The organism is Bacillus sp. AFS029637, from assembly GCF_002584985.1.
Lineage (GTDB): Bacteria > Bacillota > Bacilli > Bacillales > Bacillaceae_G > Bacillus_A.
The window spans coordinates 22,633-40,713 of the sequence record NZ_NUPZ01000014.1 but is presented as its reverse complement, the minus strand read 5'-3'; the positions used below and the strand labels follow the sequence as shown (position 1 = coordinate 40,713).

Genomic DNA, 18,081 nt, shown 5'->3' with positions numbered 1-18,081 from the left:
CAATTTTTGAGGGGTGACAGTACTATGAAAGAAATTCAAGTGGGTTTATTAGGTCTTGGGACAGTTGGTAGTGGTGTAGTTCGTATTATTACAGATCATCAAGAACGACTTATACATCAAGTAGGTTGTCCTGTAAAAGTAACGAAAGTACTAGTACAAAACATTGAGAAAGAGAGGGAGGTTGAGGTACCTTCTACTCTACTAACACAAAATGCAAATGAAATTTTAGATAATCCAAATATTGATGTGGTCATCGAAGTGATGGGTGGCATTGATGATGCAAAGGCATATATTTTGCAAGCTTTACAAAGCGGGAAGCATGTTGTGACTGCCAATAAAGATTTAATGGCGTTACATGGGGCGGAACTCTTAGCGGTAGCAAAAGCTAATAAGGCAGATCTGTTTTATGAAGCTAGTGTAGCCGGGGGAATTCCGATTTTACGAAGTATCGTAGAGGGACTTTCTTCAGATCTTATTACGAAAGTGATGGGAATTGTAAATGGAACGACAAATTTTATTTTGACGAAAATGTCAGATGAAGGGAGAGCATATAACGACGTGTTAAAAGAAGCCCAACAACTTGGATTTGCAGAAGCAGATCCAACATCAGATGTAGAAGGTTTAGATGCGGCAAGAAAAATGACGATTTTAGCTACCCTCGGTTTCTCTACAAATGTAGAGCTTGGAGATGTGAAAGTAAAAGGAATCACTTCTATTACAGCAGAAGATATTGAATATAGTAAGAGCTTAGGCTATACAATTAAATTAATTGGTCTTGCAAAGCGAGATGGTGAAAAATTAGAGGTTACAGTTGAACCAACGTTACTTCCAAATACACATCCTCTTGCAGCTGTGCAAAACGAATATAACGCTGTATATGTGTATGGTGAAGCAGTTGGGGAAACAATGTTTTATGGTCCAGGTGCAGGAAGTTTACCAACGGCAACAGCTGTTGTTTCAGATTTAGTAGCTGTAATGCAAAATATTAGGTTAGGTGTAAACGGAAATAGTGCGGTATCACCGCAGTATAAAAAGGTATTAAAAGAGCCAGATGAAATTGTTGTGAAGAAGTTTTTAAGACTGCATGTAAAAGACGAGATTGGTGTATTTGCAAAAATTACATCATTGTTCTCTGAGCGTGGCGTTAGTTTTGAAAAGATTATTCAAATGCCGCTTGAAGAGAAAGGAAAAGCAGAGATTGTAATTGTAACGCATCGAGCTTCTCTTGCGGATTATGATTATATTCTACATACATTGCAAGGGTATGAAGAAATAGATTGTGTGAAAGCAAATTACCGAATTGAAGGGGACGCTAAGTAGTATCTCTTATCATAAAACAGAAGGAACCTATTAAGCAGCTTGCTTAATAGGTTCTTCTTTGTTTAAAATTTGCGTGCCGATTTGAATGAATGCTTGAATAATCCAGCCAGTTGTAAAGGACAAGATAATTGTACCGAAATAAATAGGACCATCTAATAAGAAACTTAACGTTAAAAATAAAAAAGCTAATGAAATTTCTGTTTTTCTAAATGTCCATTTTTTCTTCTCAGCAACCGTTAAAACGAAAGCTTCTTGAGGTGCTGCGCAAAGGTTTGTGGAGACGTAAAGACCAATGCCAGATCCGACGAATAGATTTCCACAAATAAGTGTTATATATTTTGGAAGAGAGCGGATAGCGTCCATAATAGTTGTAATGGAACCAATCCAATCAACAAAAAGAGAAATAAGAATCATCGTTACAATTGTGCCGATAGTAATTTGTTTTTTATTCCAAAAGAGTACGATAAGTGTAAATGCAAAATTAATCATGAAAATCCAAAAACCAATACTTATCCCGAAATTTTGATATAGTGCAATAAAGAAGGAATCATAAGGGCTAAGTCCAAAGGAAGTAATTGTTGTCATCATATTAATGCCGATGGAGAGAATGAGTAAACCGCCAATGAAAAATATATATTCTAATTTGAATCGAAGCATAGTTGTATATCCTTTCTAAATGTATTTGCTAGGAAAGGATATATTGTGGAAAGCTTACCAGGTCAAGTGAGAATTTTTGTGAGAAGGGGAGAATGAGATGACGAATATAAGAAAGATTGCTGAGCTTGCTGGGGTATCTGTTTCGACTGTTTCACGTGTACTGAATAATCATCCGTACGTAAATGAACAAAAGCGAAAAGAAATTTTAGCGATTATCGAAGAATTAAATTATACGCAAAATGTGAATGCGATTCATTTAGTGAAAGGAAAAACGAATGTAATTGGAGTGCTATTACCACACGTAAATGATCAATATTATAGCGCTATTATTGAGGGGATATCAAAGGAAACCGCAAAGAAAAATTATAATATGATGCTTTGTCAGACGAACTATAGTGAGGAAAGAGAATTAGAAATTTTGCACATGTTAAAAATGAAGAAACTTGATGGGGTTATTATATGTTCTCGGGCGAATAGTAAGGAGAAGCTTGAAGAATATACGAAATTTGGTCCAATTGTTACGTGTGAAGAAATAGATTCAAAATATATTTCCAGTGTACATATTGATTACTATAAAGTGTTCTCACAAGGGATGAAAAGCTTAATAGATGCTGGGCATACACGTATTGGGTATTGCATCGGAAGAAGTAATAGTATAAATAGCGAAAGAAGAAAAAAAGCGTATGAAGATTCGCTTGAGCAGATTATGGTAACATCACTAGATCATTGGAAGTTTAAAGGATGTTTTACAGTAGAAGATGGACGTAATGTAGTCAGGGAGTGGGCTTGCATGTCTGTAAAACCGACGGCGTTTCTTGTATCTTGCAACCATATTGCAGCGGGGATGGTAACAGAAGCGAAAAAACAAGGCATTCGTATTCCAGAGGATATTACGATTATCGGGTGCGATGATCAAGAGGTGGCAAATATATTAGGTATAACAACGATTTCACATCCTAGTAAAAATGTTGGAGTAAAGGCGTTTGAATTATTATATGAAAAGGTTAATGAAGAGAAGTTAGATGTGAAGCATATAGAGTTATTACCAGAGTTAGTAGATAGAGAAACGACATAATTGAGAAGGGGTGAAAATCGCTTTTCAAAATTTCGTTTGGTATAATTATGGACAATCTATGAGGGCTAAAAGGGGTTTTGATATGAGATCAAAAGTAGTAAAAGTAATTCTACTCATTACAATTGCATCTTTCTGTTTATTTGCATATGGCTTTGTTTCAGGTGTAAATGATGTATTAAATCCGAAAGCTTCAAATTTAATTAAGAAAAATGATGTAGTAGCAAAAGAGAAAAAGAAAACGGGAACGTTACAAATCGTTAGTTTAGGCGATTCATTAACGCGTGGCGTTGGTGATAAAGAAGGAATTGGCTATGTTGGGCGAATGAAAGAGGATTTACAAAAAGATTATAAGCAAAAAATTGCATTAACAAATTTAGCAGTTAGTGGTGCAAAAATGCCTGATTTATTAAAACAAATTGAGAGTAGTGGCGCTCAATATTCAATTAAGCAAGCAGACGTAATTGTTTTAACGATTGGTGGGAATGATCTATTTCCAGGTTGGGAATCAATCGGAAAAATAGATTTAGAGACGTATCGTCCTGATACGGAGACATTTCAAAATGAAGCGAAGAAAATTATAGAAGAAATTCGTAAATTAAATACAGATAGTCCTATTTTTTGGCTCGGTTTATACAATCCTTTTGAAGATGTAGAAGATTTAAAAGGGTCTTCAAACATTGTTGTGGACTGGAATGCATCTTTAGAGAAATTAGCGTTAAATGATAAAAATGTTTATATTATACCGACATTTGATTTATTCCAAAACCGCGGGAAAGAGTTATTATACTCTGATCATTTTCATCCGAATGAAGTAGGTTACACATATATGGCAGAACGTTTAGTTCAAAATGTTGCAAGTAAATTAAAACTAGAACAAGGAGGGATAAAATGACGACGATACTTTCCGTACGAGACTTGAAGAAGGTAATTGGAAAGAAGACACTTGTAGAGGATATTTCCTTTGATGTGAAGCAAGGAGAAGTCTTTGGGTTCCTAGGACCAAATGGTGCCGGGAAAACGACTACCATTCGAATGTTAGTCGGGTTGATTCAAGCGACAGAGGGTACGATTTCTATCGGTGGTTATTCGATTAAGGAAAATTTCAGAGAAGCGATGCGCCAAATTGGAAGTATCGTTGAAAACCCAGAGCTGTATACATATTTAACGGGATGGGAGAATTTAAAGCAATTCGCTCGTATGCTAGGTAATATATCAGATGAACGTATTATTGAAATTTCCAAAATGGTTCATTTGGACGAAAGAATTCATGACAAAGTAAAAACATACTCACTTGGTATGAAGCAACGCCTTGGAATTGCACAGGCGCTTCTTGGAAATCCTAAATTGCTTATATTAGATGAACCAACGAATGGTTTAGATCCAGCTGGAATTAGGGAACTTAGGGAATTTATACATAAGCTTGTGAAAGAAGAAAATATGAGTGTGTTTATTTCAAGTCATTTGCTAAGTGAAGTACAAATGATATGCGATCGTGTTGCTATTATTCATAAAGGGAAAATGATTACAGTGGCACCGATTGAAGAACTAATTAAAACAGCAAGTGATCGCGTAGAATGGATCGTTACGCCGATTGGAAAAGCGAAAGATATGCTAGAAGATGCTGCAGAGGTAAGAGAAGTGAGTATAGAGGATGAACGATTACTATGTCGCATGGATATTGCGTCTATAAGTAGCTGGAATAAACACTTTGTAGAAAATGGGATAGATGTACATAGTGTTAAGGAGCTTGTGTTTACGCTAGAAGATTTATTTATTGAACTCACAAGGGGTGAGCAGAATGCGTGAATTTGCGAATCTAGTTTTAAATGAGTCAGAAAAGATTTATCGTAAGAAGCGTATTTTTGTTGTTATGCTTATTTTAGCAATCTTAATCCCACTTTTTGTGTATGCGCAGTATCGTGAAATAGAAACGACACAAAAAAGGCTAGGTACAACTGATTGGAAAGTTTCATTGCAACAGCAAATTGTTGATTCTCAAAATCGGTTGAACAATTCTAGATTGCCAGAAGAATGGCGTGATTGGCTAAAAGTAAACGTGGAGCAGCAACAATATTATTTAGATCATGATATTAACCCGATGGCGCCGGGCGCACCGACTTTTGTAAGAGCGTTTATTGAGCAAGGAATTACATTATTTATTCCACTTCTTGTCATGATTGTTGCCATTGATATTGTTTCAGGAGAACGAAGTGATGGGACGATGAAGATGCTACTTACTCGGCCAATTCGGCGCTGGAAAATACTTCTTAGTAAATATGTGACGATGTTATTTTTCATTTCTCTCATATTACTCCTTGTCGGTTTATTTGCTTACGGATTCTCGGGGCTTGTATTTGGATACTCGGGATGGAATTTACCTGTTTTAACAGGGTTTGTTATTGATAAAGAGACATTAAATACAAATTTTGTACATCTTATTCCGCAGTGGCAGTATATCTTAATGGCGTACGGACTAGCTTGGTTTGTTGCTATCGTTGTCGGAACTATATCATTTATGGTTTCTGTTTTAATTCGTAATACACCAGCTGGAATGGGTGTTATGTTAGCTGCTTTAATCGCAGGTGGCATTTTAAGTTCATTCGCAACGTCTTGGGAAGGTGCGAAATACATTTTTAGTGTGAACTTATCGCTAACGGATTATTTATCAGGAAAGCTGCCTGCATTACAAGGACTATCGATGGAATTTTCTTTAATGAATTTAACAGTTTGGGCAGTCGTTTCTCTTATCATTTCATTTGTAGTATTTACAAAGCAGGATATGGTGAATTAATTGGACAGGAAGTGAAGGCATGGAAAATGTTTTAAAGAATGATTGGGGACCATTATTGGCAACAGAATTTGAGAAAGAATACTATCGTACTTTAGCTAATTTTTTGAAAGAAGAATATAGCACACATGTTGTTTATCCAAAAGTAGAAGATATATTTAATGCTCTAGCGTATACGAGTTATGAAAATACGAAGGTTGTTATTTTGGGACAAGATCCCTATCATGGACCGAATCAAGCACATGGTTTAAGTTTTTCTGTACAACCGGGTGTTAAAACGCCACCGTCGTTGTTAAATATGTATAAAGAACTTCGAGATGAGTATGGTTATGACATTCCGAATAACGGTTATTTAGTAAAATGGGCAGAGCAAGGCGTTTTATTATTAAATACTGTATTAACGGTTCGTCAAGGTGAAGCAAATTCTCATAAAGGAAAAGGGTGGGAGCATTTCACAGATCGTGTGATTGAACTGCTGAATGCGCGTGAAAAACCAGTTATCTTCATATTGTGGGGACGCCACGCACAGGCGAAGAAGAAGTTAATTACGAATACGAATCATCATATTATTGAATCCGTCCATCCAAGTCCATTATCAGCAAGACGAGGTTTCTTTGGTAGTAAGCCATACTCTAAAGTAAATACAATTTTAGCTAATATGGGCGGAAGAGAAATTGATTGGGAAATTCCAAATTTATAAAGTGAAATTTTAATTAGTAGGGGGGTGTTTATCCCCCTACTAATTATTAGCCCACAAATAGCGGAATAAATAGAAAAGGTAGTTAACAGTCGTTAACTACCTTTTTGTTATTGTTGTTCATTTTTTAGTTTTGCATCTAGTACAAATGTACCGAATGGGATAACTGAGGAAATGAATGCCCCAAGTGCCCATAAAATTGATTTACGGTGTACGATTGTTACTTGGATTAACGCAAAGATGAATAGAATAAATAACACACCATGAGCCATGCCTGTAATTTTAACAGCTGTTGCAAATCCTGCGAAATATTTTAATGGCATTGCTACAAATAATAGTAATAGGAAAGAAATACCTTCGATTAAGCCGATTGCTCTTAAGCGTCCGATTGGTGTAGATAACATGAAGTAGCCTCCTTTAATATATGCTTGTATATAGTAAATTTGTATTCTTTTTCAAAATAAAATAGTCTATTTTGTTCCATTATATACAAAAAGAAAGTTTACACTACGAGAATAGTACAAAGTTCGAAATATAGTCACAAAAACATTGGGAATTAAATAAAAACCTATTTGAAGTATTTGACTTCAAATAGGTTTTGTGAATGAAAATATTAAACAAGTGCTTCGCTTTTTAGCACAAATTTCTCTACAACTTTTGCAACGCCATCATTCATATTTGTATCTGTTACGTAGTTTGCGATTTCTTTAATATCGTCAGGTGCATTTCCCATTGCAACACCAAGACCTGCAAATTCAATCATCGCTTGGTCGTTATAACTATCGCCCATGGCGATAACCTCTTCACGTTCAATACCTAGAGTTTGAATTAATTGATTTAAGCTTGTTCCTTTTGTAACACCAGCCTCAGTAAATTCTAAGAAGAATGGTTTTGAACGCATAACGCTTAATTGGCCTTCTAGTTGTTTTTGTAGTTTTGTTTCTACAGCTTGTAAGTGTTCTGGATTTTCTACCATTAGTACTTTTACAACTGGTTGTTGTACAGCTTCTTTCAGGTTATTTACTTCTACGATTGGCATACCAGTAATTTGACCTTCAATTTCTGTATAAGAGTTATTTTCCTCAGTTATAATATCATCACCAATATATGTGTGAATCCATACATTTTCTTCTTTACTAATATCATATAAGCTGTGAACGATTTCAGGAGATAACGTACTACTAAATAATTCTTCATCTGTTTTACAGTTAATAATCTTTGCACCGTTAAATGAAAGAATAAAACTGCCGTATTCCTCTAAATGTAATTCTTTTGCAATTGCACGCATTGCGAATGTTGGACGTCCAGAAGCAAGTACAACTTTTATTCCTTGCTCTTGTGCTGTCATTAAAGCCTCTTTCGTACGAGGTGAAATGGTATGGTCATCGCGTAATAAAGTATCATCTAAATCTAAAACAATCATTTTATAAGTCATATCGAAAATTCCCTTCTTTACTTAAATAGAAATACATGTTCATGAAGATGTTAAGGAATAATAGTAAGGTATCGAACTTCTTCAGAAAGAAGTAGATAAATTATCACGAGCGTATTGCTCATGATAATTTATCGTAACAACTCTATAGGTAGAGTGCAATAATGGAAGTTTTCCAATTTACGATAGTTGTTTTTCGTTAGAACGAGAAAATAGTATTTCCAGTAAGATAGCCATTACAGATCCAAGAACGAGACCGTTACTTAAAAATGATGCTAGAAATGGTGGGAGCGTAGAAAATGCTCCTGCTGGGACGAACATAACGCCTACCCCGGTGAAGATGGAAAGACCGGCTACTTTAAATAATCGTTCTTTATTTTGTACAGTGTCATATTCACGAAAAGCGAGACCAATCATACTTGCGAATACAGGGTAAATGGCAGCGTATCCGACTGCAACTGGGATTGCTGCAAAGAATGAAGTGATCTTTGGGAATATGCTAATTAAAATAATAAAGCTTGATCCTAACATAAATGGGAGTCGTTTATAAATATTAGTCGTTGCAATAAACCCAGCTGATCCAGAAATGGCGACAGGCCCAATAGCTGAAAATAGACCGCCTAGCAATTGGTTTATTCCTGTTATAATGCCTGCTTGTTTGAAGCGATTTTCAGCTGGATTTTCTTCGTACTTAGAAACAACCCTCTGTACAACACGAATACTTGCTAACATATTTGTTAGAAGGAGTAACGTGACGAAAACGACTGTAATTGCCATATTCCATTCAATGCGAGGCATTCCGAAAACAAATAGAGAAGGAAGACGTATTATGTCTGTCACAGGTGTTATTGGATTAGATAATCCGAAGCATGCGAATAATATCCAGCCACAAACAATACTGAAAAGAACAGAGTATTGTCCAATAATAGGTAGCTTCATAATGAAAAAGGATAGTAAAATAACAATAAGTGAAAGAATAAATACGTTAGGTTGTATTTCTGTATGTTTTCCATCGAGGCCAAACATTCCTTTTAAGAAGGAGCCACTAAGTTGCGTGACAAGAAGAAATAGATACGTTCCGATGACTGTTGGTGTAAAATAGCGAACGAGTTTATCAATAAGTCCAAAAACGCTAAGAAGAATGCAAATAATTCCGCTTAATAGGAAGGCGTACCCGAGAACTTTAAGTGTCTCATTGCTTGATCCAAATAATACGACACCTAAACTTGAATAAAGGGAAAAAATGCCCCACCAAAGGCCTGCAGGACCTTCTTGAATAGGAAGTTTATGTCCAAATATAGCTTGCAGTAGGCCGGCAAATCCAAGAACAAATAATGTTCTTTGTACAAACGCGATAGCCTCAGCACCATCGAGACCATAACTAGTTGCGACGCTAATTGGTACAATAAGACTTCCAGCTAAAATAAATAGTGCCCATTGTAAGGCAGAAAGAAATGTCTTCATTATATCAACCTCTTTCATAGATTCCGTATCTAGTATATACGTATTTCATTTCCACTGGCAAAGATTGTAGATAGAGAAAAGAGTTGAAACACGATATGAATGCACGTAAACAATTATTGATAGCAGTTGTATGTATGACTTTTGTTGTAATGCTAGGAACACTAGGATTTATGATGATTGAAGAAATTAGTTTGTTTCAGGCATTTTGGATGACGATGATTACAGTATTAACGGTTGGATACGGAGATGCGGTTCCTATAACGCAGGCGGGGAAAGTGTTCGCACTCCTCATTATTCCTGTTGGAGTCGGTATTGTTACGTATGCAATTGGGGTAGTAGCAGCTATGATTATTGAAGGAAACCTATTTCATGCAGTACGGAGGAAGAAGATGGATAAAAAAATAGCACAGTTGCAAAACCATATTATAGTATGTGGTTGCGGTAGAGTGGGGCTTCAAGTTGTACATGAATTACAGGAGAAGGAAATTCCGTTTGTCGTTGTGGATAAGGATGAAAGTATATTGGAGCAGGAAAAACTTTTGTATGTACATGGGGATGCAACGGAAGATCAAGTGTTACATCATGCTGGAATTTCAAAAGCGGCGGGTCTAGTTGCTATTGTAGCGAATGATGCTGAAAATGTATTTATTACATTAACAGCGAGAGGATTAAACGATACAATTAAAATTGTGGCGAGAGCTGAGAAGCCGGAAACCGAAGAAAAATTAAAGCGTGCTGGTGCAAATAAGGTTATTAATCCATCTAGTATGGCAGGGATTCATATTGCAAAAGGTATTGCGAATCCGCTAACAGTTCATTATATTGATACAGTACTGTATGGAGTAGATCAGTCGTTTGTAATCGAAGAAATTTCAGTCGGAAAAGATTCTATCTTAACTAGTAAATCATTACTAGAGAGTGATGTGAGGAATCAATTTGATGTGACCATTTTAGCGATTTTAAGAAATGGGAATATTATACATAATCCAACAGGGCAGGAAAAACTGCAAGAACATGATATGATAATAGTATTTGGTTCAGTTGAGAAGCTGGGGCAATTTGAGAAAGAACTACAAAGTAAGAGGTGACAAGGAATGCAAATATCGAGCGACAAGATTTTAAATAAAATGGCAAATGAAATTGCAAAGGCAAAAAGTAGTGAAGGACAAAAGTCAAAAGAACATTTATTAGTTGTGCGTGCTTTATGTGATTTATTATTAGACGAACAAGTGGATTCGAATATGTATAGAGAACCGCAAGTTCAGTCACAAATAATCGGATCTCAGCCTATGACAACCGTTCAACCGATTATGTCGGTTTCTGCAGAGCCAGTATATATAAAAGAAGATGATGCAAACGGTAATTCTTTATTGGATTTTTAAAAGAAAAATAGTTTGGATTATATGTAAAAATTGCTTATGATAAAAGTAAAAAAAGGGGAATTCAGATGAAGATTTTCTTTTTATTAGGTTGTATTGCAGCGGGGCTATCTGTTGCATTAGGGGCCTTTGGAGCACACGGTTTAGAGAATAAAATTTCTGCAAAAATGTTAGAAGTTTGGAAAACAGGCGTTACATATCAAATGTTTCATGCAGGTGGACTGTTTGTAGTTGCTTTATTAATGGATAAGATTCAATCATCACTTTTAACTACTGCTGGTTGGCTAATGGTAGCTGGGATTATTATGTTCTCAGGTAGCCTTTATGCGTTAAGCACAACGGGAATTAAGTTCTTTGGTCCAATTACACCTCTTGGTGGTGTCGCATTTATTGTAGCGTGGATTCTAGTAGGAACTGCAGTTGTAAAAGGATTATAAAAAACAAAAGCTGGCAAATGCCAGCTTTTGTTTATGGTCTTGGAGCATAAGCTGCTGGTTGACTAGGTAAATACGTAATTTCTTCTGGGAATTCTACGTAATCTAAGTAAATCATTAGTAGTAAATAACGTTTTCCAGATTGTGGTTCACTAATAACGATATGGTCACGACCAGCTGCTTCAATAATACCTGTATAAGATTGTGTACCAAGAGAACTACCACGCTCATAAGTCATTACAACTGTAGCTTGCTTACCCTTGTTTAAACGAAGGATATTTTCAATGTATGATTGTTCTAATGGTAACATCCCCTGAGAAACTGCAGCTTGAGCTGCTTGTTGCTGCATCGCTTGTTGTTGCATCGCTTGCTGTTGTTGTTGAGTCATTTGTTGCGGTTGTGCATAAGTTCCAGATGGTTGATAAAAACCTGTTCCATAATATGGATTTTGTTGCTGTGCCATTCAAAAATCCCTCCTCATTTTCATTGCTTAATATACGCCTGGACAGTCTTCACCAGATGGTTGAAAGAAGCAGTGCTTTTTAAAACGACCAGAATTTTGTTGGTCATACCAAGTTGGTGGGCAAGGGCCTTCTGGTCTAAAAAACCATAAGGAAAAATTAGCGGGCCAAAAGCGCTGTCCTTGAATTGTTCGCCGAGCTAAGGCGATATCTTGTTCCCTTGCTCGTTGATAAAAATATCCTTTTTGTGTTGCTTCAAAGCCACCAGGATTTTGGTAAACCATTTGACGTAAATTGCGTATTTTTTTAAAATCTAAACAATTTCCACGGACACGATTTACCCCAACGTTTCCGACCATTAACATTCCTTGTTGCCCTTCTCCTTCGGCTTCAGCACGCATCAATCTAGCTAATAACTTAACATCTTCTTCGTTATACGCGATAACACCCATTATGTGCCACCTCTCTTTTTGGAATGCACTATAGAAAGAGGTTTATCCCGCTATTTGCGGGCAGTAAGACTCCTACCTTACAATTCGGTTGGGCGGGAGATCCAACTGCCCGTAAACGCCCGAGTGGTGAAGGCTAATAATCAGTGGGGACGAACAACCCCACTGATTAAAGTTTCACTTTATTTCTAGATGAAGTGTGGAACAATTACTAGTTCATACGTATGAGAAAAAGGACTCGGATATGACAACCAAACGAAGTTTTACATGTAGAAGGGAAAATAAAAAAAGCTAGCCCACGCTAGCTTTTTTTATTAAAACACTTTAGACCATAATCCTGAGAAGAAATCACCAACTGAACGCGTCGTTAACACGAACCAATTTGCTTTTTCAACTTCTTCTGTCGTTTTTGCAGTAACCTTCATACTGTTACTGCCGTCTAAGAAACCGTATTTATTATCAGTTGATTCTAAAACGATTGAACCAACCTTAGCATCTTTCTTAATTGGAGCAACTAAATGTCCATCTTCAGCAATGGATTTATCTGCTTCGGCCCCAATTTTATAAGGTGTTTTGCTACCTTTTTTCACGATTACTGTTATTTCTTTCTCAGGAGCAACCGTTACTTGATCTTCTTTCCCTTTTACTACAGGAAGAGTGTTATTTGTATCAACCTTTAGCTTTTGTTTTTCAAAGTTATTAAACCCGTATTCGATTAATTCACGAGATTCTGTGAAGCGCTCGTCCATTGACTTTGTTTTAATAATAACCGAGATAAGGCGTAAATCACCGCGTTTTGCAGTAATAGTAAATCCGTATCCAGCTGTATCAGAACTTCCTGTTTTTAAACCATCAGTACCTTCATAAGCGAAGGCAGCTCCTGGTAACATCCAGTTCCAGTTTTCCATACGAATTGGTTTTGGATGATTGTCTGGAAAGTTTCTAAATCTTTGTTTTGTATCCTCTAGCATTTCCGGATACTTTGTAATAATTGTTTTTGAAAGAATACCCATATCGCGAGCTGACATAGAGTTTTCTCCAGTAGGGTCAGTGCCTTCAGGATGTTTCCCTTTTAAATCAGCATTATTTAAACCAGTAGAGTTTACAAACTTATATTTCTTTAACCCTAGTTTTTTTGCATGTTCATTTGCCAGATTTAAGAAGTTCTTCTCACTTCCTGCAAGAAGTTCTGCTAAAGCAATACTAGATCCATTTGCAGAGAAGATAACGATAGAATGATATAATTCTCTTACTGTATATTGACGTCCTTTCTCAAATGGTACATTAGAGAATTCATTATTACGTGAGACGTCATAAGCGTAATCAGAAATATTTACTTTCGTATCCCAAGTAATTTTACCTTCTTTAATTGCTTCTAAAATAGCGTAAACAACAATTAATTTTGACATACTAGCAATAGCTAGCAGTTCATCTGGGTTTTGTTCATGCAGTATTTTTCCTGTATCTGCATCAAATAGAAGAGCAGCAGCAGCTTCTATTTGTATTTTTTCTTCCGCATGGGATGTTGTTACTCCTAAGGAAGAAATTGACAATAGAAACGCTAGTAAAATAGACAAGATTTTCTTCATATAGATTATCACCTTCGCATCGTTATTAGCATATAGCTCGTACTATTTTAGCATGAATTTGGATATAGAAAGGTTACAATTTTGTAAGGGATTTGTCGATTTTTGTTCAAATTTGCAGAAAAACGAAGTTTTTGCAAAGAAATATAGGGGAAAATAAAAAAAGGAACGAATTTCGTCCCTTTTTCACTATTATATGTGTAAAAATTGCTCTACTTTTTCGTCTGGTAAGATGTTTCCAACGAAAAACGTTCCAAATTCACCATAACGAGCACTTACTTCATCGAAGCGCATTTCATATATAAGTTTCTTAAATTGAAGAACATCGTCAGCGAATAATGTTACGCCCCACTCGAAATCGTCGAATCCAACAGATCCTGAAATAACTTGGCGTACTTTACCTGCGTATTGGCGACCGATCTTGCTGTGACTGTACATCATTTTTTTGCGCTCTTCCATAGGAAGCATGTACCAGTTGTCATCACCTTGGCGACGCTTATCCATTGGATAGAAGCAAATATGATTTGCTTTCGGTAGTTCAGGATATAAGCGAGCTAAAATTTGTGGATTTTGATATGGATCCTCATCAGCTGGAAGATAGTTGCTTAGTTCAACAACAGATACGTAAGAATATGCAGGGATCATATATTCAGCTAATGTTGTTTTATTTAATTCTGTCTCAATTTCATTTAACTCTTCCATTGTTGGACGTAAAATCATAAGCATAATATCAGCTTTTTGACCAACAACTGTATACATTGCATGACTGCCTTTTTTCGCAGTAGCTAATTCGTTCCATTTTTCAACGACATTTAAAAATTCAGACACTGCTTGTCCGCGTTCGTCACTAGATAATGTTTTCCATGCAGCCCAATCAATAGAACGTAAATCATGTAAACAATACCAGCCATCTAACGTTGTTGTTGCTTCACTCATTCTATTCACCTCAGTTAATGATAGTTTTACACGTTAACTATAGCATATATAGTTTTAAAAGCATCTATAGAAAACTTCAGCGCATAAAATTGTCACATTTAAAGGAGAGAGAAGCCCTTAAATGAGCTGGATTTCATGGCTGAATTTTATGAAAATATAATCATTTTTATTTTGCCTATTTTTTAGGAGCAATAAGTTTAAAATATAGAGGAAAAGCAGTATTCTTAAAGATAGAGTTTTTTAACATTTGTAGGAGGGTTTATTCGTGAGCAATTTATTTACAACGGTAAAAGAAAAAGTTCAAGGAAAAGGCATTTCTATCGTACTTCCTGAAGGAACTGATGAAAGAATTTTAGGCGCTGCAGAGCGTTTAGCAAAAGAAGAGTTAGTAAAACCAATCTTAGTTGGTAATAAAGAAGAGATTAGCGCAAAAGCTGCTAGCTTGAATTTAACATTAGCAGGCGTTGATATTTACGACCCAGCTACATACGAAGAAATGGATGCAATGGTAGCATCTTTCGTTGAACGCCGTAAAGGTAAAGCAACAGAAGAAGACGCTCGCAAAATCCTTAAAGACGAAAACTACTTCGGTACAATGCTTGTATACATGGGCAAAGCACACGGTTTAGTAAGTGGTGCAGCTCACTCTACAGCTGATACAGTTCGTCCAGCACTTCAAATTATTAAAACAAAACCAGGCGTTACAAAAACTTCTGGCGTATTCATCATGGTACGTGAAGAAGAGAAATATGTATTCGCTGATTGCGCAATTAACATTGCACCAAACAGCCAAGATTTAGCTGAAATCGGTATAGAGAGTGCGAAAACTGCTGAGTTATTCGGTATTGACCCGCGCGTTGCTATGTTAAGCTTCTCTACAAAAGGTTCTGCGAAATCTCCAGAAACAGAAAAAGTTGTAGAAGCAACTCGCATTGCAAAAGAAATGGCTCCTGAGTTAACTCTAGATGGAGAATTCCAATTCGATGCTGCATTCGTACCATCTGTAGCTGAGAAAAAAGCTCCAGGTTCTACAATTAAAGGTGATGCTAACGTATTCGTATTCCCAAGCTTAGAAGCTGGTAATATCGGCTACAAAATCGCTCAACGCTTAGGTAACTTCGAAGCAGTAGGACCAATCTTACAAGGCTTAAACATGCCTGTAAACGACTTATCTCGTGGATGTAACGAAGAAGAAGTGTACAAGTTAGCTTTAATTACAGCAGCTCAAGCACTTTAATTCTATAAAGAATTAAAATAAAAACCGTCGCTATTATAGCGACGGTTTTTATTTTTCTAAGCCAAGTGCCTTGTTATTGCGATCAATAATACGTTGTAAATTCGTCTCATATAAAGGAATCTCATCTATTGTTAATTGAGACGGTGTTAATTTTGGAGCGAATTGCTGCAGTGTTTTTAAAAGGCGCATCATTAAATTCTGTACTGTAATGGTTTCGCCAAGTAATTCTGAGAGTGAGGCCATCGTACTCGGTACAATTTCAGGGTACGTAAAGCGTGTTTCTTCCCCTTGAATTGCTAAGTTGTAGAAATCACGAACGAGTGCGGCACGCTCAGAGCCGCTTTCTGTAGCACAGAGATAAATTTGGACAGCGACACCACCGCGAATACGGCGTTGTGAAATACCAGCGAATTTTTGATCGCGAATACTTAAGTCATAACTACCAGGGCAGTAAGAGCCAACAATTTCTTTTGCCTCGATAGTAACGTCGTAATCTTTTAACATCTCCTGAATTAAATGCCACATTGTATCGTATCCAAGATCAATATCGATACCTTTTTCTGTTTCTTGGAATAAAAGTGATACGTTTAATACACCTTCATCAAGCACGACTGCGAGTCCGCCAGAATTACGAACGATAACATTGAAGTTGTTTTCCTTTAAAAAGGAAATGCCTTCTTCTAAATGTGGAAGGCGTGAATCTTGAATGCCAAGAACAATTGTATTGTGATGAACCCAAGAGCGCATTGTTGCCGCTGAATTGCCATTTCCAATACTTGTACATAATGTGTCATCCATTGCGAACGACTGAAGCGCATGGAATGTTGGTCCCAAACTAGACTGATCTACAATACGCCACTCTGGCTGAGATAAAATGGAACGGGAATTGCTCATATAACTAACCCCTTATCTTTAAAATGACAATCTCTATTATAACAAAAAATAATGAAAGTAGTTTTTAAGAGGAAGCCTTACTGAATTGGAATGTTGTTGTAAGGAAAGTGAATTGGTTAAACGAGCTGTGATAGTTAAACTAAGGGATGTAATTATGATTTTAGGAGGCATACAAATGAAAAAAGTTAAATTAGGAATTGTAGCGATTATGTCAGCTGCCGTATTTAGCAGCCTTTAAAGAGAATCCAAAGGAAAAAATCTTCCCAGATATAAAGAAAGGCTCTAACGTAGAAGAAGCGCACATGGTTGAAGTGAAATAATAAAAAGGATGCATGTAATGCATCCTTTTTATTCTGCAATTTTTTCTAAATTACCGTTTCGATCCATGCGGAAAGATGTTTGTGAACGTTCTTCATCATCCATTACGGCCAATTTACGAGCTCGGTTCATAATATTCATAAGTGTTTCGTAGTCTTCTTGTACAGTATGAGATTGCTTTTCTAATTTCTCTAGTTTCTTTTCCAGTTCTTCATTTCGAAGCATTTGTCCTTTTATTTCTTGTTTCAATCTCGTATTCTCGTTTTCAAGAGCTGTTACTTTTATATTTGAAGACCCAACTGTTTGTAAAAAGTAAATAACATCTTGCATTGTTATAGAGGCTTTTGAAACGGGAACAGTAGGTTCTTGATATGGACTAACTTCTTTATATTGTATATTTGTTTCCTCTTGTAATAATTCTTCATAATCCACTATCGCTTCTGAAGCAGGTGGTGTATAAAGTAAACGTTTCTTTGCTTGTTCACCGCTCGCAGCACGCATTTTATCTTTACGATGTTTTTTTGCTAGTTGAAGAGCTTGTTCATAGCTATAACGAACAACGGCGTTCCAACGGAAACCGCAAGCAGCTGATGTGCGATTTAACTGATCTCCGACTTCTTCAAATGCATTTAATTGAGTACTTCCTTCTCGAACATGACGTAGTACAGTTTCAGCAAGTAATAAATCGTCTTCGTCCGTCCAAGCATCCTGTCTTACTTTCATAGATTCAACTCCCTTTCTTTTTATGAACTTCCTATTTTTATAATGGGCAAAAAAATGAGCTTTTATACAAAGCTTTTAAAAATATGGTAGATTTCGATGAAAGGGAAAAAATTACCCATGAATGATGAGAGGTTCTGTAGGAGAGCATATAAATATGTAGCGTAGGCTATGTAGGGAGACTTGCAACGAGCTTCAAAGAACGGTAAAATACCATTTAGTGTTTATTTTTAA

At 36.4% G+C, this 18,081-nt stretch carries 20 protein-coding genes and 1 pseudogene; 11 read left to right on the top strand and 10 right to left on the bottom strand.

The window, feature by feature from the left end; translation table 11 throughout:
- Positions 1–24: 24 nt before the first annotated feature.
- On the top strand, positions 25–1,320 hold the full coding sequence (locus tag COE49_RS05795) for a homoserine dehydrogenase (RefSeq protein WP_098253551.1): 1,296 nt from the start codon (positions 25–27) through the stop codon (positions 1,318–1,320).
- A 30-nt stretch (positions 1,321–1,350) separates the two neighbouring features.
- Here COE49_RS05795 and COE49_RS05790 read toward each other — a convergent pair whose 3' ends face one another.
- A complete protein-coding gene (locus tag COE49_RS05790) occupies positions 1,351–1,977 on the bottom strand; it encodes a YczE/YyaS/YitT family protein (RefSeq protein WP_088231910.1) in 627 nt (208 codons plus the stop codon).
- Between the two features lie 97 nt (positions 1,978–2,074).
- On the opposite strand from COE49_RS05790, the gene COE49_RS05785 reads away from it, so the two are divergent.
- The 5 genes from COE49_RS05785 to COE49_RS05765 are packed head-to-tail and all read left to right on the top strand — an operon-like array spanning position 2,075 to position 6,540.
- Entirely contained in the window at positions 2,075–3,052 is a 978-nt protein-coding gene (locus COE49_RS05785; RefSeq protein ID WP_088231911.1) for a LacI family DNA-binding transcriptional regulator, read from the top strand.
- A 10-nt stretch (positions 3,053–3,062) separates the two neighbouring features.
- Positions 3,063–3,944 carry an SGNH/GDSL hydrolase family protein gene (locus COE49_RS05780; RefSeq protein ID WP_140417434.1) on the top strand — a complete coding sequence of 294 codons (882 nt, stop codon included), beginning with the start codon at positions 3,063–3,065 and terminating at the stop codon, positions 3,942–3,944.
- Positions 3,941–4,858 (top strand): ABC transporter ATP-binding protein, encoded by a 918-nt coding sequence (locus COE49_RS05775; protein WP_088231913.1) that lies wholly within the window; start codon positions 3,941–3,943, stop codon positions 4,856–4,858. Before COE49_RS05780 ends, COE49_RS05775 begins: the two co-directional genes overlap by 4 nt.
- Entirely contained in the window at positions 4,851–5,843 is a 993-nt protein-coding gene (locus COE49_RS05770; protein WP_098253550.1) for an ABC transporter permease subunit, read from the top strand. Before COE49_RS05775 ends, COE49_RS05770 begins: the two co-directional genes overlap by 8 nt.
- Positions 5,844–5,862: 19 nt before the next feature.
- Positions 5,863–6,540, top strand: a complete 678-nt coding sequence (locus COE49_RS05765; protein WP_098253549.1) for a uracil-DNA glycosylase — start codon at positions 5,863–5,865, stop codon at positions 6,538–6,540.
- A 107-nt stretch (positions 6,541–6,647) separates the two neighbouring features.
- On the opposite strand, the gene COE49_RS05760 is transcribed toward COE49_RS05765, so the two are convergent.
- The 3 genes from COE49_RS05760 to COE49_RS05750 all read right to left on the bottom strand — a co-directional run bounded on the left by COE49_RS05760 (position 6,648) and on the right by COE49_RS05750 (position 9,433).
- Positions 6,648–6,941, bottom strand: a complete 294-nt coding sequence (locus tag COE49_RS05760) for a DUF3817 domain-containing protein (protein ID WP_088231916.1) — start codon at positions 6,939–6,941, stop codon at positions 6,648–6,650.
- Positions 6,942–7,150: 209 nt separating this feature from the next.
- The gene (locus COE49_RS05755; protein ID WP_088231917.1) at positions 7,151–7,972 is read right to left on the bottom strand and encodes a Cof-type HAD-IIB family hydrolase; all 822 of its coding nucleotides are present in this window, start codon (positions 7,970–7,972) and stop codon (positions 7,151–7,153) included.
- 177 nt (positions 7,973–8,149) lie between these two features.
- Complete coding sequence (locus COE49_RS05750; protein WP_140417435.1) at positions 8,150–9,433, bottom strand: purine/pyrimidine permease; 1,284 nt, start codon at positions 9,431–9,433, stop codon at positions 8,150–8,152.
- 95 nt (positions 9,434–9,528) lie between these two features.
- On the opposite strand from COE49_RS05750, the gene COE49_RS05745 reads away from it, so the two are divergent.
- The 3 genes from COE49_RS05745 to COE49_RS05735 all read left to right on the top strand — a co-directional run bounded on the left by COE49_RS05745 (position 9,529) and on the right by COE49_RS05735 (position 11,249).
- Complete coding sequence (locus COE49_RS05745) at positions 9,529–10,521, top strand: potassium channel family protein (protein WP_140417436.1); 993 nt, start codon at positions 9,529–9,531, stop codon at positions 10,519–10,521.
- Between the two features lie 6 nt (positions 10,522–10,527).
- A complete protein-coding gene (locus tag COE49_RS05740) occupies positions 10,528–10,815 on the top strand; it encodes a YwdI family protein (RefSeq protein WP_088231920.1) in 288 nt (95 codons plus the stop codon).
- Between the two features lie 65 nt (positions 10,816–10,880).
- Positions 10,881–11,249: a DUF423 domain-containing protein gene (locus COE49_RS05735; protein ID WP_000688311.1), complete on the top strand. Its 369-nt coding sequence runs from the start codon at positions 10,881–10,883 to the stop codon at positions 11,247–11,249.
- A gap of 31 nt (positions 11,250–11,280) precedes the next feature.
- Here the strand turns inward: COE49_RS05735 and gerQ are convergent, their stop codons facing one another.
- The 4 genes from gerQ to hemQ form a co-directional block, all read right to left on the bottom strand.
- Positions 11,281–11,709, bottom strand: a complete 429-nt coding sequence (gerQ, locus tag COE49_RS05730; protein WP_088231921.1) for a spore coat protein GerQ — start codon at positions 11,707–11,709, stop codon at positions 11,281–11,283.
- Positions 11,710–11,736: 27 nt separating this feature from the next.
- The gene (cwlJ, locus tag COE49_RS05725) at positions 11,737–12,159 is read right to left on the bottom strand and encodes a cell wall hydrolase CwlJ (protein ID WP_000538162.1); all 423 of its coding nucleotides are present in this window, start codon (positions 12,157–12,159) and stop codon (positions 11,737–11,739) included.
- A 311-nt stretch (positions 12,160–12,470) separates the two neighbouring features.
- Positions 12,471–13,745, bottom strand: a complete 1,275-nt coding sequence (locus COE49_RS05720; protein ID WP_088231922.1) for a serine hydrolase — start codon at positions 13,743–13,745, stop codon at positions 12,471–12,473.
- A 189-nt stretch (positions 13,746–13,934) separates the two neighbouring features.
- Entirely contained in the window at positions 13,935–14,678 is a 744-nt protein-coding gene (gene hemQ / locus COE49_RS05715) for a hydrogen peroxide-dependent heme synthase (RefSeq protein WP_088231923.1), read from the bottom strand.
- 265 nt (positions 14,679–14,943) lie between these two features.
- Here hemQ and pta point away from each other — a divergent pair, with 265 nt between their 5' ends.
- Positions 14,944–15,915: a phosphate acetyltransferase gene (gene pta / locus COE49_RS05710; RefSeq protein WP_088231924.1), complete on the top strand. Its 972-nt coding sequence runs from the start codon at positions 14,944–14,946 to the stop codon at positions 15,913–15,915.
- 48 nt (positions 15,916–15,963) lie between these two features.
- Here the strand turns inward: pta and lipL are convergent, their stop codons facing one another.
- Entirely contained in the window at positions 15,964–16,809 is an 846-nt protein-coding gene (lipL, locus tag COE49_RS05705) for an octanoyl-[GcvH]:protein N-octanoyltransferase (protein WP_098945759.1), read from the bottom strand.
- Between the two features lie 224 nt (positions 16,810–17,033).
- Here lipL and COE49_RS28420 point away from each other — a divergent pair.
- Positions 17,034–17,129, top strand: a pseudogene (locus COE49_RS28420) (lipoprotein BA_5634 family protein); the annotation flags it as partial.
- Positions 17,130–17,157: 28 nt separating this feature from the next.
- On the opposite strand, the gene COE49_RS05690 reads toward COE49_RS28420, so the two are convergent.
- On the bottom strand, positions 17,158–17,850 hold the full coding sequence (locus COE49_RS05690) for an RsfA family transcriptional regulator (RefSeq protein ID WP_098252845.1): 693 nt from the start codon (positions 17,848–17,850) through the stop codon (positions 17,158–17,160).
- Positions 17,851–18,081 lie beyond the last annotated feature (231 nt).

Excerpts from the sequence above, each read along its gene's own strand:
- COE49_RS05795 (WP_098253551.1), top strand. The coding sequence starts at position 25 with ATGAAAGAAATTCAAGTGGGTTTATTAGGTCTTGGGACAGTTGGTAGT.
- COE49_RS05790 (WP_088231910.1), bottom strand. The coding sequence starts at position 1,977 with ATGCTTCGATTCAAATTAGAATATATATTTTTCATTGGCGGTTTACTC.
- COE49_RS05785 (WP_088231911.1), top strand. The coding sequence starts at position 2,075 with ATGACGAATATAAGAAAGATTGCTGAGCTTGCTGGGGTATCTGTTTCG.
- COE49_RS05775 (WP_088231913.1), top strand. The coding sequence starts at position 3,941 with ATGACGACGATACTTTCCGTACGAGACTTGAAGAAGGTAATTGGAAAG.
- COE49_RS05770 (WP_098253550.1), top strand. The coding sequence starts at position 4,851 with ATGCGTGAATTTGCGAATCTAGTTTTAAATGAGTCAGAAAAGATTTAT.
- COE49_RS05765 (WP_098253549.1), top strand. The coding sequence starts at position 5,863 with ATGGAAAATGTTTTAAAGAATGATTGGGGACCATTATTGGCAACAGAA.
- COE49_RS05760 (WP_088231916.1), bottom strand. The coding sequence starts at position 6,941 with ATGTTATCTACACCAATCGGACGCTTAAGAGCAATCGGCTTAATCGAA.
- COE49_RS05755 (WP_088231917.1), bottom strand. The coding sequence starts at position 7,972 with ATGACTTATAAAATGATTGTTTTAGATTTAGATGATACTTTATTACGC.
- COE49_RS05750 (WP_140417435.1), bottom strand. The coding sequence starts at position 9,433 with ATGAAGACATTTCTTTCTGCCTTACAATGGGCACTATTTATTTTAGCT.
- COE49_RS05745 (WP_140417436.1), top strand. The coding sequence starts at position 9,529 with ATGAATGCACGTAAACAATTATTGATAGCAGTTGTATGTATGACTTTT.
- COE49_RS05740 (WP_088231920.1), top strand. The coding sequence starts at position 10,528 with ATGCAAATATCGAGCGACAAGATTTTAAATAAAATGGCAAATGAAATT.
- COE49_RS05735 (WP_000688311.1), top strand. The coding sequence starts at position 10,881 with ATGAAGATTTTCTTTTTATTAGGTTGTATTGCAGCGGGGCTATCTGTT.
- gerQ (WP_088231921.1), bottom strand. The coding sequence starts at position 11,709 with ATGGCACAGCAACAAAATCCATATTATGGAACAGGTTTTTATCAACCA.
- cwlJ (WP_000538162.1), bottom strand. The coding sequence starts at position 12,159 with ATGGGTGTTATCGCGTATAACGAAGAAGATGTTAAGTTATTAGCTAGA.
- COE49_RS05720 (WP_088231922.1), bottom strand. The coding sequence starts at position 13,745 with ATGAAGAAAATCTTGTCTATTTTACTAGCGTTTCTATTGTCAATTTCT.
- hemQ (WP_088231923.1), bottom strand. The coding sequence starts at position 14,678 with ATGAGTGAAGCAACAACAACGTTAGATGGCTGGTATTGTTTACATGAT.
- lipL (WP_098945759.1), bottom strand. The coding sequence starts at position 16,809 with ATGAGCAATTCCCGTTCCATTTTATCTCAGCCAGAGTGGCGTATTGTA.
- COE49_RS05690 (WP_098252845.1), bottom strand. The coding sequence starts at position 17,850 with ATGAAAGTAAGACAGGATGCTTGGACGGACGAAGACGATTTATTACTT.